Source organism: Xanthomonas sp. NCPPB 1132 (genome assembly GCF_056629235.1).
In genome coordinates this window covers 1723432-1738529 of the sequence record NZ_CM152819.1, presented here as the reverse complement: position 1 = coordinate 1738529, position 15098 = coordinate 1723432, and the positions used below count along the sequence as shown (strand labels likewise).

At 68.0% G+C, this 15098-nt stretch carries 8 protein-coding genes; 7 read left to right on the top strand and 1 reads right to left on the bottom strand.

What is annotated here, in order from left to right; translation table 11 throughout:
- The first annotated feature begins 64 nt into the window (after positions 1 to 64).
- Together bioA and AC1G9L_RS07300 are read left to right on the top strand one after the other, a co-directional pair.
- Positions 65 to 1456: an adenosylmethionine--8-amino-7-oxononanoate transaminase gene (bioA, locus tag AC1G9L_RS07305; protein ID WP_481070586.1), complete on the top strand. Its 1392-nt coding sequence runs from the start codon at positions 65 to 67 to the stop codon at positions 1454 to 1456.
- Complete coding sequence (locus AC1G9L_RS07300; protein WP_371181448.1) at positions 1447 to 2178, top strand: 16S rRNA (uracil(1498)-N(3))-methyltransferase; 732 nt, start codon at positions 1447 to 1449, stop codon at positions 2176 to 2178. Before bioA ends, AC1G9L_RS07300 begins: the two co-directional genes overlap by 10 nt.
- Positions 2179 to 2313: 135 nt before the next feature.
- On the opposite strand, the gene AC1G9L_RS07295 is transcribed toward AC1G9L_RS07300, so the two are convergent.
- Positions 2314 to 3336 carry a glucokinase family protein gene (locus AC1G9L_RS07295; protein WP_481071049.1) on the bottom strand — a complete coding sequence of 341 codons (1023 nt, stop codon included), beginning with the start codon at positions 3334 to 3336 and terminating at the stop codon, positions 2314 to 2316.
- Between the two features lie 875 nt (positions 3337 to 4211).
- Here AC1G9L_RS07295 and AC1G9L_RS07290 point away from each other — a divergent pair.
- The 5 genes from AC1G9L_RS07290 (at position 4212) to AC1G9L_RS07270 (ending at position 15038) form a co-directional block, all read left to right on the top strand.
- The gene (locus AC1G9L_RS07290; RefSeq protein ID WP_019800836.1) at positions 4212 to 6863 is read left to right on the top strand and encodes a TonB-dependent receptor; all 2652 of its coding nucleotides are present in this window, start codon (positions 4212 to 4214) and stop codon (positions 6861 to 6863) included.
- Between the two features lie 100 nt (positions 6864 to 6963).
- Complete coding sequence (locus AC1G9L_RS07285) at positions 6964 to 8658, top strand: alpha-L-fucosidase (protein ID WP_019800837.1); 1695 nt, start codon at positions 6964 to 6966, stop codon at positions 8656 to 8658.
- Positions 8658 to 9710, top strand: a complete 1053-nt coding sequence (locus tag AC1G9L_RS07280; RefSeq protein WP_019800838.1) for a glycosyl hydrolase family 18 protein — start codon at positions 8658 to 8660, stop codon at positions 9708 to 9710. Before AC1G9L_RS07285 ends, AC1G9L_RS07280 begins: the two co-directional genes overlap by 1 nt.
- Before the next feature lie 119 nt (positions 9711 to 9829).
- Positions 9830 to 12322 (top strand): beta-N-acetylhexosaminidase, encoded by a 2493-nt coding sequence (locus AC1G9L_RS07275; protein WP_481070585.1) that lies wholly within the window; start codon positions 9830 to 9832, stop codon positions 12320 to 12322.
- Between the two features lie 16 nt (positions 12323 to 12338).
- A complete protein-coding gene (locus AC1G9L_RS07270) occupies positions 12339 to 15038 on the top strand; it encodes a beta-mannosidase (RefSeq protein WP_481070584.1) in 2700 nt (899 codons plus the stop codon).
- The last annotated feature ends 60 nt before the right edge of the window (positions 15039 to 15098 follow it).

Genomic DNA, 15098 nt, shown 5'->3' with positions numbered 1-15098 from the left:
TGCGGCGCCGGGCGGCGTCGGTCGATAGAATGCGCGGAGCGAAGAACCTGTTCATGAGCGCGAAATGCTATCAGACCTGACCGCAGCACAGATGGCCGAGGCGTGGCGCCAGCGCGACCTCGCCGTGCTCTGGCACCCGTGCACGCAGATGCGCGAGCACCCCGACACCCTGCCCCTGGTCCCGATCGCGCGCGGCGAAGGCGCCTGGCTGATCGACCACGGCGGCCGCCGCTATCTGGATGCGGTGAGCAGTTGGTGGACCAACCTGTTCGGCCACGGCGAACCGCGCATCGCCGCGGCCATCGCCGCCCAGGCCACGCAACTGGAGCAGGTGATGCTGGCCGGCTTCAGCCACGAACCGGCGGTGCTGCTGGCCGAGCAGTTGCTGGCGCTGGCGCCGCGCCAGGACGGCCGCGCGCCGCTGGCCAAGGTGTTCTATGCCGACAACGGATCGGCCGGCGTGGAAGTGGCGCTGAAGATGGCCTTCCATTATTTCCAGAACCGCGGTGAACCCGGGCGCACCCGTTTCGTCGCGCTGGAGAACGGCTACCACGGCGAGACCATCGGCGCGCTGGCGGTCGGCGACATTCCGCTGTATCGACGGGTGTACGCGCCGCTGCTGGCCGAGGCGCTGTTCGCACCCTCGCCCGACGCCTACCAGGCCGAGCCGGGACAGAGCGCACGCGAACGCGCCGATGCCGCCGCCGATGCGCTGGCCGACCTGTTCGACCGCCATCCCGGCGAGATCTGCGCGGTGATCCTGGAGCCGCGCCTGCAATGCGCCGGCGGCATGCGCATGCACGATCCGGCCTATCTGCGCCGGGCGCGAGAACTGTGCGACGCCAACGGCGCGTTCCTGATCGCCGACGAGATCGCCACCGGGTTCGGCCGCACCGGCACCCTGTTCGCCTGCGAGCAGGCCGGGGTGATGCCGGACCTGCTGTGCCTGTCCAAGGGCCTGACCGGCGGCTTCCTGCCGCTGTCGGCGGTCTTGGCCACCCAGCATCTGTACGACGCCTTCCTCGACGACAGCCGCGAGCGCGCCTTCCTGCATTCGCACAGCTACACCGGCAACCCGCTGGCCTGCGCGGCGGCGCTGGCGTCGCTGCGGATCCTGCAGGAGGACGACGTGATCGCGCGCAACCGCAGCAACGCCGAAACCATGCGCGCGCTGTCGGCGCCGTTCGCCGAGCATGCCCACGTGGCCGATGTGCGCCAGGCCGGCATGGTGGTCGCGTTCGAACTGACCCGCAACGGCGACAAGCGCACGCCCTTCCCTGCGTCCGCGCGCGTCGGCCTGCATGCCTATCGTGCCGCGCTGCAACGCGGGGTGGTGCTGCGTCCGCTGGGCGACGTGCTGTACTGGATGCCGCCGTACTGCGTGGACGCCGCACAACTGGCGCTGCTGGCCGAGACCACGCTGGCGGCGATCGACGAGGCCGTGGCATGCGCCTGACCCGCTGCCACGTGGAGCTGCCGCTGCATGCCGGTGCCGAAGTGGCGCTACCGGACGATGTGGCCAACCACCTGCTGCGCGTGCTGCGGCTGCGCGAAGGCGACCCGTGCGTGCTGTTCAACGGCGACGGCTGCGACTACGACGCCGAACTGCTGCAGGCCGGCAAGCGCAACGCCAGCGTGCGCATCGGTGCGGCGCGGCCGGCCGACAACGAATCGCCGCTGGCGATCACCCTGCTGCAGGGCGTGGCGCGCGGCGAGAAGATGGACCTGATCCTGCAGAAGGCCACCGAACTCGGCGTCGCCGCGATCGTCCCGGTGTGGGCCGAGCGCACCGAAGTGAAGCTGGATGCGGCGCGGGTGGACAAACGCGTGGCGCATTGGCGCAGCGTGGTGATCGCGGCCTGCGAACAGTCCGGTCGCGCGCGCGTGCCGCAACTGAGCGCGCCGCTGGCGCTGGCCGATGCGGCACGCGCCGCGGCGGACAGCCCCTGCCGGCTGATCCTCGACCCGCAGGGCGAACAGCGCCTGCGTTCGCTGGCCATCGGCGGCGATGCGGCGACGATCGCGATCGGCCCGGAAGGCGGCTGGTCGCCGCGCGACCGCGCCACGCTGGAGGCGGCCGGCTTCGTCGGCCTGCGCCTGGGGCCGCGCATCCTGCGTACCGAAACCGCCGGCCTGGCCGCGATCGCGGCGCTGCAGGCGCATCACGGCGACCTGTGAGTTCGCGCACGCGATGACGCTGCAGACAGCGGCGTCACCACGCAGGCGCTGATGGCATAGACATATATATGTGTCGACGCGCTCGGCACGCCAGGCGCGCCGCCCATCGGCGCGGCCATCGCCGCGCCGGGCCGCTCAGTGGCGCTGCTGCAGGAACCAGTTCGCCGCGCCGATCACCCCGAGCTGGCCGTGTTCGACCAGCTTCACCGGGATCTGCTCCAGCGCCGGACGCATCGCGCCCTTGTTCAAGTAGCGCTCGACGAAACTGCTGGCGGACAGGAACGCGCCGATCTGCGGCAGGAAGCCGCCGGCCAGGTAGACGCCGCCCTGCACGCCGTACAGCAATGCCATGTCGCCAATCACGCTGCCGAGCAGGCCGCAGAAGGCGGACAGCGCCTCGTGCGCCAGCGGGTCGCCGCCGGCCAGCGCGGCCGCGGTGATGTCGCTCGGTGCAGCAAGCGCGGGCGTGGCGCCACGCAGGTCGCACAACGCGCGATAGAGATTGAGCAGCCCCGGGCCGGACAGGAAATGTTCCATCGGCACATATGGACGGTCGCGCAACAGGCGCTGCGCCAGCGCCAGTTCCAGATCGTTGCCGACCGGCAACGCGGCATGGCCGGCCTCGGTCGCCAGCACCACCGCGCCGCCATGGGTCGGAATCCACACCGCCGCACCCAGGCCGGTGCCGGGACCGATCACCAGTGCCGGCCCGCGCTGCGCCTTGCGCGGCCCGGTCAGATGCAGCACTTCGCTGGCGTCCATCGACGCGGCGGCATACGCCACCGCTTCGAAATCGTTGACCAGATGCAGCGCCTTCAGGCCCAGGCGCTCGCGAATCTCCGGCGGCGACAGCGTCCACGGCAGATTGGTGGTGATGACGCGGCCATCCTCGAGCGCGTAACCGGCGCTGGCGATCACCCCGCGGGTCGGCTTCGGCCCCTGCACCTGCTCGAGGAATTCGCCAATGATCTCAGCCAGGCCGGGGTAGTCGGCGCAGCGATACTTGCGATAGTCCAGCACGTCGACCGACGGCGCCGGGCCGACATCGGCAACGCGCGCGACCAGGCCGATCCGGACATGGGTTCCGCCGACATCGGCAGCAATGAAGGGCTCGGCGCGCGGCACGGCCGCTGCCACTGATGAACTGCTTGCGGACACATCTTCTCCCGTTGCGCCAGAGCAGGCGCACGCCGATTCGGCAGATTGATCGATCGAGTGTCGGACCACCTTGACAACGTTGTCAAGATGAATTTCATCGGTTTGTCGTTTTGGCTTCACCACCCCGACGTTATGAGCGGGTCGCCTGCCGGAGCAGAGAGTCGATCACGAGGGCGCGTTGCATTGGTGAACACCCGTCGCAAAATTTCGCCGCATCGCACAAATTTTTGCCGCACGCCTGTCACGCCGGCAGCGCCTGCCGCACCGGGGCCTCCCGGCCACCATGCCGACGCCGCCACCCGTCTCCACCATGTTTTCTTTTGTAGACAAGCACCTAGCGCGGGCCTGCGGCGGGACCGGAAAGGCTCCGGAAAGATGTCCAGGCAAGGCTTGACTGCAATCGTCAAAAGTGTGTGAAACGGGTGTTGACAACGCTGTCAGCGCTACGACAGACTCGGCTCACACAAGTTTTACAACTTCAAGACATGCCACGTTCAGGGGATTCAGAAACAGCGACGCATTGCCGCTCCTCCCGCGCCAAGTGGCAGGACGCACGCTGACGCTGCGACCGGCACCCCCGAACCGACGAGACCACGCCCCAAGCCGGGCCCGAACGCAGCGGCGTGCGGATCAGGCCACAAGGTGCACTGCTGTATTGCTGGACTTGGTTGTTACCTGCAGGAACACAGGAAGGACCGGCGCCCTCGATGCCGCCGGTTGGCTAACTTCCGCGTCAGCGACCGGACGACGCGCATCGAGATGCGATCCGCGCAGCGCCACCAGGCGCGGCGCCATCCACAAGGCCGGGCAGCGGCCAGCACACCGGAACATCGGTTGGCACCTCATGCCCAAGTACTCACCCAGAGGTTTAGCCAATGAATAGCCGCACCACTACCCTAGCCATCAGCATCATGGCCGCGCTGTACCTGTCCGGTAACGCCGCCGCGCAGGAAGCGCCCGCTTCCGCCAGCGCGGATTCCAAGAACGTCCAGCAGCTGGATGCCATCACCGTCACCGGCTACCGCGCCTCGCTGGAGAAGAGCCAGTCGGTGAAGCGCTCGGCCAACTCCATCGTCGATGCGATCAGCGCCGAGGACATCGGCAAGTTCCCGGACACCAACGCCGCCGAGTCGCTGGCGCACCTGCCGGGCATCAGCGTGGACCGCCAGTTCGGCGAAGGCGAGAAGGTCAGCATCAACGGCACCGACCCGGCGCTGAACCGCGTGCTGCTCAATGGCCAGACCATCGCCTCGGGCGACTGGGGCGGCAACCCGACCGACACCAGCGGCCGCACCTTCAACTACACCCTGCTGTCGCCGGAAATCATCGGCCTGATGGAGGTCTACAAGACTCCGGAAGCGCGCATCGACGAAGGCTCGATCGGCGGCACCGTGATCGTGCACACCCGCAAGCCGCTGGACCTGCCGAAGAACACCATCCGCGGCTCGATCGGCTACAACTACAACGACCGTTCGGAAGAAGGCAATCCGCGCGGCTCGGCGCTGTGGAGCTGGAAGAACGACGACGAGACCTTCGGTGCGTTGATCTCCGCCACCCACGACAAGCAGGACCTGTCGCGCGCCGGCATCGAGTTCTTCGGCTACAACACCGGCTCGGGCATCTCGCCGACCGCCAATATCTCCGGCGACGGTGGTAACGTCGCGACCGCCAAGATCCCGGTGGGCATCAACAGCGCCTTCTTCCAGCAGACCCGCGAGCGCAACGGCCTGCAGGGCGCGCTGCAGTGGAAGCCGAACGATCAGAACGAGTTCAACCTGACCGGCATCTACATCAAGGGCAAGTACAACAACTTCAGCGAATCGCGCTACGTCTGCCCGGGCTGCGGCGACCAGGACAAGATCACCAGCGCCACGGTGCAGAACGGCTACATCACCCAGGCCACGGTCACCGACGGCGCCGGCAACGGCAAGCAGCCGTATGCGCAGCTGGACACCAACTACCGCGAAAGCACCGTCACCACCAAGAGCCTGAACCTGCGCCACGACTTCTATGGCGACAAGTGGGTGTTCACCACCCAGGCCGGCACCACCGAGGCCACCGGCGGCAAGAACCCCGAGTACCTGATGAAGTTCCTGCTGCAGGATGGCGGCTACAACTTCAACTATGACGGCACCAACACTGGCGTTACCTACGACAACAACAGCGCTAGCAACTGGGGCCTGAAGTCGGGTCAGCAAGCCGGTGGTATCGAATACACCACCACCAAGGACAAGGAGAAGTACTTCCAGTTCGATGCAGCGCGCGATCTGGATTGGGGCCCGCTGAACAAGCTGCAGGTCGGCTACAAGTACATCAACCACGAAAACGGCCAGGATTCGCGCGGCAATGCGATCTATGCGAACCAGGACATTCTGCTGACGTCATTCAACCCGGGCACCACTCCGAGCGGTCTGTACGACGGACTCCACGCCAGTTCGGACCTTGTCAACTGGCCGACCGCCAACCTCAACTCGGTGCTGTCCTATCTGAAATCTCTTCCGCAGGGGGCCTTGGAGAGCAAGTACGGCCAGATGTTCGATGTCAAGGAGATCACCAGTGATCTCTATGCGCAGATGAACTTCGAGTCCGGCAAGTGGCGCGGCAACTTGGGCGTGCGCTATGTGGACACCAAGGACAAGTCGCAGTACTGGCTCAGTTCCAATGGCGGCACCTACACCCCGGTGACCTCGACCAAGCAGTACTACAAGCCGTTGCCGAGCTTCAATATCGCGTACGACCTGGATGACAACAAGGTTCTGCGCTTCTCTGCAGCGAAAGTGATCGCACGTCCTCGCTACCAGGATCTTGCAGGATCTGTTTCGCTCAACAGCACCAGCAGCGATGGCACGACCTGTAACGGCAATACGTCGTGCAACCTGACCGGCAGCGGCGGCAACCCGGACCTGAAGCCCTACCAGTCGACCAACTACGATCTGGCCGCGGAATGGTATTTTGCTCCGTCCAGCATGCTGTCCGGTGAAGTGTTTTATCGGGACATCAGCTCCTACATCGTGACCGTTACCACCGCGCAGCAGTTGACCGATCCGATCAACGGGGTGAGCGGCATCTACCAGATCAGCTCGCCAGTCAACGCCTCCGATGCCAAGGTCAAGGGCGCCTCGCTGAACTACCAGCAGGCCTACGGCTACGGCTTCGGTCTGCAGGCGAACTACACCTACGCCACCGCCGACGCCAGCACCGGCCTGAACCTGCCGTACCTGTCGAAGAACACCTACAACGTGATCCCCTACTGGGAAAACGGTCCGTGGATGGTGCGCCTGAACTACAGCTACCGCTCCAAGTACTTCACCCAGGTCGGCCGCCTGAACTCGCAGGTGTTCACCGACGAGTACAAGCAGCTGGACCTGACCGCCTCGTACGAGGTCAACGACTGGATGAGCGTGAGCTTCAGCGCGACCAACCTGCTCGACTCGACCTACTACTGGTACAACGAGGTCAAGTACGCGCCGATCGGCATGTACAAGAACGGCCGCGGCTACCAGGCGCAGCTGAACTTCAAGTTCTGATGTAGCACCGGCGCGCCACCGTCCCTCCACGGTGGCGCGCTTTTTCGTGTCCGGCGCGGCGGCGCCGGCATCGTTCCCTGCAACAAAGGAGTGCCGTTCCATGACGACCGAGACCCGCCCCCGTGCGGACCGATCCCGCCACGCCGGAGCCGCACGCCAGACCCTGGCCAGCGCGCTGGCCCTCATGCTCGCGCTGACGGCCCTGCCCGCCGGCGCCGCGGATGCGCCGTCGCCGACCGCGCCCACCGCCACCACCCTCAGTCCGGAACAGATCGACCAGCAGTGGCTGCAGGCCACCGCCAAGTACGCGCCCGAACGCGCGCGACTGGTGCGCGAAGCCAACGACGGCGCGCGCGGCGGTCCGTTCCGACCCGACTGGACCTCGCTCAAGCAGTACCGCTCGCCGTCCTGGTACGACAACGCCAAGTTCGGCATCTTCATCCACTGGGGCGTGTTCTCGGTGCCGGCCTTCGGCAACGAGTGGTACTCGCGCAACATGTACCAGCAGGGCAGCAAGGATTACCTGCACCACCGCGAGACCTACGGCCCGCAGTCGCGCTTCGGCTACAAGGACCTGATCCCGCTGTTCACCGCGCCCAAGTTCGATCCTCAGGCCTGGGCCACGCTGTTCCGCGACGCCGGCGCCCGCTACGTGGTGCCGGTGGCCGAGCACCACGATGGCTTCGCGATGTACGACTCGCAGCTGTCGGACTGGACCGCGGTGAAGATGGGTCCCAGGCGCGACGTGATCGGCGAGCTGTCCAAGGCGATCCGCGCGCAGGGCCTGCATTTCGGCCTGTCCTCGCACCGCGCCGAGCACGACTGGTTCTTCGACGGCGGCCGCCAGTTCGACTCGGACGTCAACGACCCGCGCTACGCCGGCCTGTACGGCCCGGCGCAGGTGCGCCTGCCGGGCAAGGACGACGCCGACGTCACCAACGACTGGACCCACGTGTCGCAGGCCTGGCTGGACGACTGGCTGGCGCGCAACACCGAGCTGATCGACCGCTACGACCCGGACCTGATCTATTTCGACTGGTGGATCGCGCACCCGACCTTCCGCGGCACGCTGCCGACGATGCTCTCGTACTACTACAACCACGGCGCGGCCAAGGGCGGCGTGGTGGTGAACTACAAGCTCGGCGCCTTCCCCGAGGGTGCGGGCACCCTGGACATCGAGCGCGGCCAGCTCACCGGCATCCATCCCACGCACTGGCAGACCGACACCTCGGTCAGCAACGCCTCGTGGGGCTATGTCGAGAACGACACCTACAAGACCCCGACCTTCATCATCCACATGCTGGTGGACGTGGTCAGCAAGAACGGCAACCTGATGCTCAACATCGGCCCGCGCGCCGACGGCTCGATCCCGGACACCGAACGCGCGATCCTGCTGTCGATCGGCAAGTGGCTCAAGACCAACGGCGAGGCGATCTACGACAGCACGCCGTGGCGCACCTACGGCGAAGGCCCGACCGAAGTGGTCGGCGGCACCTTCCAGGACACCAAGACCAAGCCCTACACGCCTGAGGATTTCCGCTTCACTACCGGCCACGGCGCGCTGTATGCGATCGAGCTGGGCTGGCCGGCCGATGGCCAGGCGCTGATCCGCTCGCTGAAACCGGCCGATGGCGTGCGCGGCGTCACCCTGCTCGCCAGCGGTAAGCCGGTGCCGTTCGAGCAGCGCGCCGACGGCCTGCACCTGCGCCTGCCGGCCAACCCGGTGGGCGACCACGCCTACGTGTTCCGCATCGACCTGACCTCCCCCACTCCGCCAACGGATCCCTCCCGATGATGAAGCGTTTCGCAGGGCTGCTGTTCGCCCTCGCCCTGGCCTGCGGGCCGGCCATGGCCAAGAACCCGACCGCGCTGTTCTATCTGATGAACACGCAGAAATCGACCAATTCGTTCCTGGCGCACGTCGACAAGATCGACGTGGTGGTGCCGACCTGGTACGGCGTGGACCAGAGCGGCCTGGTCAACGGCACCCCGAACATGTACCTGTACGAGATCGCCAAGCAGCACAAGCTGCGGGTGATGCCGATCCTGTCGATGACCGCCGGCCGCGAGGGCTTCCACAAGCTGCTGCACGACGAGGACGCCAAGCAGCGCATGATCCAGGCGCTGCTGATCCACGGCCGCAAGCACGGCTACTACGGCTTCCAGTTCGATTTCGAGAGCATCGCCTGGACCGACCGCGACGCCTACTCGCTGATGGTCAAGCAGACCGCCGAGGCGCTGCACAAGGCCGGCTTCAAGCTGTCGGTGGCGGTGGTGCCGAACGCGCCCGGCTATGCCGAAGGCGGCGCCTTCGCCAAGTGGATGTGGGAGTACTGGCGCGGCGCCTACGACCTCAAGGCACTGAGCGCCTCGGCCGACCTGATCAGCCTGATGACCTACGACCAGCACACCCGCTGGACCGCGCCCGGCCCGGTCGACGGCATGGTGTGGATGAAGAAGCACCTGGACTACGCGCTGACCCAGGTGCCGAAGGACAAGCTGTCGCTGGGCATCGCCACCTACGGCTACCGCTGGTACACCGGCAATCCGGTCAAGCCCGACGGCACCGAAGCCTCCAACATCACCGCCGACTACATCGACGCCGACGAGTCGTTCCCGCTGGCAGTGGAGCAGAACGCCACCGTGCAATGGGACCCGGTGGAGCAGGAATCGTGGTTCTACTTCTACCGCGACGACATGCGCGAATGGGTGTTCCGCCCGGACGCGCGCAGCTTCCGCGCCCGCTACGAGCTGACCAAGCAGTACGGCCTGGAAGGCTTCAGCTGCTGGGTGCTGGGCGCCGAAGATCCCAAGGTCTGGGACGAACTGCCGACCGCGGCGCGCTGAGCGGCCGCACGATCGCGATGCGATACAGGAGGCATGCGGCGCGCGGCGAACGCGCCGCGCTCACCTCAGGCTACCCCGCAGCCTCTACGATATGCATCTCGATCGCTTGAGGTAGACCGATGACTGCAGTGGGTGCACACCCCCGATTGCCGCACCGCCCGATGCCCGCCGCCGCGCGCATCGCGGCGGCCTCCCGCAACGCCTGGCTGGGGTTGTCCCTGCTCGCCTGTGGCAGCCTGCTCGGCGGCTGCGACCGCGCTCCGCCGCCGGCACCGGCGCCCGCGGCCAAGCCTGCCGCAGCGCCGCCGCCGGCCCCGAAACACGATGACGACGACGACAAGACGCCGCTGCCGCTGATCCCGGCGCCAGCCAAGGCCGAGCGCGACGGCGGCACCCTGACCATCGGCACCGGCGCCGTGCTGTCGGTGCCTCTCGACGACGCCGGCGCGCAGCGCGTGGCGCAGCAACTGTCGCAATTGCTGAGCAAGACCCGCGGCCTGTCGCTGGAGGTGCGTGCGGAAACCATCCCCGCCGACGGCAGCATCCGCCTGCAGCTCAATCCCAATACCGAGGTCGCGCAGGCCGAGGGCTACACGCTGGACGTGGACCCGCGCACCATGCTGATCCAGGCGCGCGAGGAGCGCGGCCTGTTCTATGGCGCGATCAGCGCCTGGCAGTTGATGACCCCCGATGCCGGCAAGGGCGAGGTGGACGTGCCGCAGGTGCACATCCGCGACTGGCCGCGCTTCGGCTGGCGCGGCGTGCTGCTCGACGTGGCGCGGCACTTCCATGGCCCGGACACGGTCAAGCGCCTGCTCGACGCCATGGCCCAGCACAAGCTCAACGTGCTGCACCTGCACCTGACCGACGACCAGGGCTGGCGCATCGAGATCAAGCGCTATCCCAAGCTCACCGAGATCGGCGCCTGGCGCACCCCGCCCGGCGCGGGCAGCCACGGCCTGCCCGATCGCTACGGCGGCTTCTACACCCAGGACCAGATCCGCGACCTGGTGGCCTACGCCGCCGAGCGCCACATCACCATCGTGCCGGAGCTGGACATGCCGGGGCACGCGCAGGCGGCGGTGGCTGCGTATCCGGAACTGGTCGGGGTGACCCGGCAGCGGCCCAAGGTGTCGGTGGACTGGGGCGTCAATCCCTACCTGTTCAACACCAACGACAAGAGCATGACCTTCATCCGCGGCGTGCTGGATGAAGTGCTGCAGCTGTTCCCCTCGCCGTACATCCACATCGGCGGCGACGAAGCGGTCAAGGACCAGTGGGAACGCTCGCCGGCGGTGCGCGCGCAGATGCGCAAGCTCGGCATCAAGGACGCGCACGCGCTGCAGGGCTGGTTCAACCAGCAACTGGCCGACTACCTGACCCAGCACCAGCGGCGCCTGATCGGCTGGGACGAGATCCTGGAAGGCGGGCTGCCGGCCAGCGCCTCGGTGATGTCCTGGCGCGGCGTGGACGGCGCGGTCGCCGCCGCCAAGCAGGGCCACGACGTGGTGCTGGCGCCGGCCGGCTGGATGTACCTGGACAATCTGCAAAGCGCGCGCAACGACGAGCCCAACGGCCGTCTGGCGACGCTGCCGCTGCAGAAGGTCTACGGCTTCGACCCGGTGCCGGCGGCGCTCAGCCCAGAAGAGAGCAAGCATGTGCTCGGCGTGCAGGCGGCACTGTGGAGCGAGTACATCCCCTCCACCTGGCATATCGACCATGCGCTGTTCCCGCGGCTGAGCGCGGTGGCCGAGGCCGGCTGGTCGCCGATGGCCGCGCGCGACTGGAACGGCTTCCTGCAGCGCATGCCGGCGCAGCTGGACCGCTACCGCCTGCAGGGCATCGCCTACGGCGACGGCGCCTTCGCCCCGGACATTGCTGTGCAGGGCGGCAATAACGCGGCGCTGGACAGCGGCCAGGCCACGGTGGTGCTGGGCAACCAGGCCAAGTTCGGCAGCTTCCGCTACACCACCGACGGCAGCGAGCCCAAGGCCGATTCGCCGCGCTACACCGCGCCGTTCGCGGTGACCCTGCCGGTGACCGTGCGCGCGGCCACCTTCGCCGACGACGGCCGCCTGCTGGCCGCGCCGCGCAGCCGCATCCTCGACCGCGCCAACCTGCTCAGCCGCGACACCCAGGGCCTGGCCTCGTGCGAAGGCGGCGAACTGGGCCTGCGCGTGCCGCTGCTGCCGGACCTGGCCGACCAGGACACGCCGGTGTTCAACATCGACCTGTTCACCAGTTGCTGGCGCTACGCCGACGCGCGCCTGGACGGCATCGACCGCATCCGCATCGACGCCGCCCGCCTGGCGCGCAACTACGGGCTGGCGCACGACCAGGCCAAGGTCAAGCGCTACCCGGCGCACAGCGCGCGCGGCGAGTTCGAAGTGCGGCTGGGCGACTGCAAGGGCAAGCTGCTGGCGCGGCTGCCGTTGCCGGCCGGCAAGACCCTGGGCGACCAGTTCGCGCTGGAAGCGCGACTGCCCAAGCAGCGCGGCGTGCATGACCTGTGCCTGCGCTCCACCGCGCCCATCGCCGGGCCGTACTACGCCATCGGCGCCGTCCATCTGATCGACACCGCGGCGCAGGCGCCCCCCGCCGCCGCGCACTGACCACGGAGACCCTCGCATGACCCAGCCGCCCCGCCGCCCCCGTTCCGCGCCGCGCACGCGCCTTCCTGCCCGCCTCGGGTTGCTGCTGGCGCTGGCCTTGCCGGCGCTGGGCCAGGCGGCGGCGCCGACGACGCTGTCGCTGCAACAGGGCTGGCAGGTGCGGCTGGCGCCTGGCGACGCCAATGCCAAGGCGCATCCGAAGGCGGCGCAATGGCTGCCGGCGCAGGTGCCGGGCACGGTGCAGACCGACCTGATCGCCGCCGGGGTGGTGCCCGATCCGTTCTATCGCGACAACGAAGCGCAGATCCAGTGGGCGGGCCTGAGCGACTGGCAGTACCAGACCCGGTTCCAGGTCGACGCGGCCCTGCTGGCGCGCCCGCACCTGGAACTGGTGTTCGACGGGCTGGACACCTTCGCCGAGGTCTACCTCAACGGCAAGAAGCTGCTCGCCGCCGACAACATGTTCCGGCAGTGGCGGGTCGACGCCAAACCGCTGCTCAAGCGCGGCGACAACGTGCTGGAAGTGCGCATCGCCTCGCCGATCAAGAAGATCCAGCCGTGGCTGGCCACGCAGCCGTACGCGCTGCCCGGCGCCTACGATTCGGCGTTCGGCGACGAGCCGGTGGCGCGGCACAGCTCCACCTACGTGCGCAAGGCGCCTTACAACTTCGGCTGGGACTGGGGCCCGCGCATCGTCACCGCCGGCATCTGGCAGGGCGTGCGCCTGGAGGCCTGGGACGAGCTGCGCGTGGACGGCCTGCGCATCGCCCAGCAGCGCGTCGACGCCAACGCGGCGCAATTGCTGGCGCAGTTGCAGGTGCAGGCCGGCCGCAGCGGCGAAGTCCAGCTGGACCTGGACGTGCTCGGTCCCGACGGCCAGCGCGTCGGCCAGTTCAGCCAGCGCGCGGTCGTCGACCCGGGTGCCAACACCCTGACCGTGCCGGTGCGCATCGCCAAGCCGCAGCGCTGGTTCCCGGCCGGCTATGGCCGCCAGGACCTGTACACGTTCAAGGCGCACCTGCACGATGCCGCGGGCGAGCGCTTCGAGGCGCAGCGCGTCACCGGCCTGCGCAGCGTCGAGCTGCGCCGCGAGAAGGACCAATGGGGCAAGAGCTTCGCCCTGGTGGTCAACGGCATCCCGGTGTTCGCCAAGGGCGCCAACCTGATCCCGTTCGACAGTTTCCCCACCCGCGTCGACGCCGCGCGCATGCGCGGCTTCCTGCAGTCCGCGCGCGACGCCAACATGAACATGCTGCGCATGTGGGGCGGCGGCCATTACCAGCCGGACAGCTTCTACGAGGACGCCGACCGCCTGGGCATCATGATCTGGCAGGACTTCATGTTCGGCGGCGCCATCCCGCCCTACGACGTCGCCTTCCGCGAGAACACCCGCGCCGAGGCCGAGGAGCAGGTGCGGCGCCTGGGCGACCATCCCAGCATCGTCATCTGGTGCGGCAACAACGAAGTGCAGACAGGCTGGGAGAACTGGGGCGACCGGGTCAAGTTCAAGCAGTCGATCGACCCGGAAGAGCGCGAGCGCATCGTCCGCGGCATGACCACGCTGTTCGGCACGGTGCTGCGCGAGGCGGTGCAGAAGTACGACAGCGACACCCCGTACTGGGCGACCTCGCCGGGTACCGATTTCGACGGCGCTGCCGACCAGCCCGACGACGGCGACATGCATTACTGGAAGGTCTGGGGCGGCCCGGCGCTGCCGGTCACCGAATACCTCAACGTGACCCCGCGCTTCATGTCCGAATACGGCCTGCAGTCGTTCCCTGAACTGCGCACGATCCGCGCCTTCGCCGAACCCGGCGACCTGAAGCCGGAATCGCCGGTGATGCGCGCGCACCAGAAGTTCGACAAGGGCAACGGCAACCAGCGCCTGCTGCTGTACATCCGCCGCGCGTTCGGCGAACCCAAGGACTTCGCCAGCTTCGTCTATTTGAGCCAGATCATGCAGGCCGAGGGCATCACCCTGGCCGCCGAACACCTGCGCGCATCGCGGCCGCAGACGATGGGCTCGCTGTACTGGCAGCTCAACGACGTGTGGCCCGGTGCGTCGTGGTCGAGCGTGGACTACTTCGGCCGCTGGAAGGCGCTGCAGTACCACGCGCGCCGCTTCTACGCGCCGGAACTGATCGCCGCACTGCGCGACGACAAGGGCCAGACCACCGTATCGCTGGTCTCCGACCGCACCACGCCGCTGGCCGCGCGCTGGCGCATGCGGGTGATGGACCTGTCCGGCAAGGTGCTGAGCAAGACCGAGAAGCCGGTGACCCTGGCGCCGCTGTCCAGCGTGCGCGTGGGCAGCTTCAGCGATGCGCAGTTGCTGCGCCGCGCCGATCCGCGCCGCAGCGCGGCGGTGTTCGAGCTGCTCGACGGCGAGCGCGTGCTGTCGCGCACCCTGGTGTACTTCGACGCGGCCAAGCGCCTGCAGTGGCCGCAGGCCGACATCCGCAGCGACCTGCGCGCCGATGGCGACGGCTACGCGCTGACCCTGAGCAGCGCCACGCTTGCGGCGCAGGTGTGGCTGAGCTTCGGCGATCTCGACGTGACCCCGTCCGACAACGCCTTCGACCTGCTGCCGGGCGAGCCGCTGACCGTGCGCGTGCACAGCAGCGCCACGCTGGAGCAGGTGCGTGCGGCACTGCAGGTGCGCGACCTGGGTGGGACCCTGGCCGGTGCGCCGGCCGAGCCGGCGGAGGCGAAGTGATGGGCATGCCGATGTCGCGGGCGGGCGTCACCTTGTGGGAGGGACTTCAGTCCCGACGGG

Bases quoted from the DNA above. Each gene is read 5' to 3' on its own strand.
- bioA (WP_481070586.1), top strand. From the start codon at position 65: ATGCTATCAGACCTGACCGCAGCACAGATGGCCGAGGCGTGGCGCCAG.
- AC1G9L_RS07300 (WP_371181448.1), top strand. From the start codon at position 1,447: ATGCGCCTGACCCGCTGCCACGTGGAGCTGCCGCTGCATGCCGGTGCC.
- AC1G9L_RS07290 (WP_019800836.1), top strand. From the start codon at position 4,212: ATGAATAGCCGCACCACTACCCTAGCCATCAGCATCATGGCCGCGCTG.
- AC1G9L_RS07285 (WP_019800837.1), top strand. From the start codon at position 6,964: ATGACGACCGAGACCCGCCCCCGTGCGGACCGATCCCGCCACGCCGGA.
- AC1G9L_RS07280 (WP_019800838.1), top strand. From the start codon at position 8,658: ATGAAGCGTTTCGCAGGGCTGCTGTTCGCCCTCGCCCTGGCCTGCGGG.
- AC1G9L_RS07275 (WP_481070585.1), top strand. From the start codon at position 9,830: ATGACTGCAGTGGGTGCACACCCCCGATTGCCGCACCGCCCGATGCCC.
- AC1G9L_RS07270 (WP_481070584.1), top strand. From the start codon at position 12,339: ATGACCCAGCCGCCCCGCCGCCCCCGTTCCGCGCCGCGCACGCGCCTT.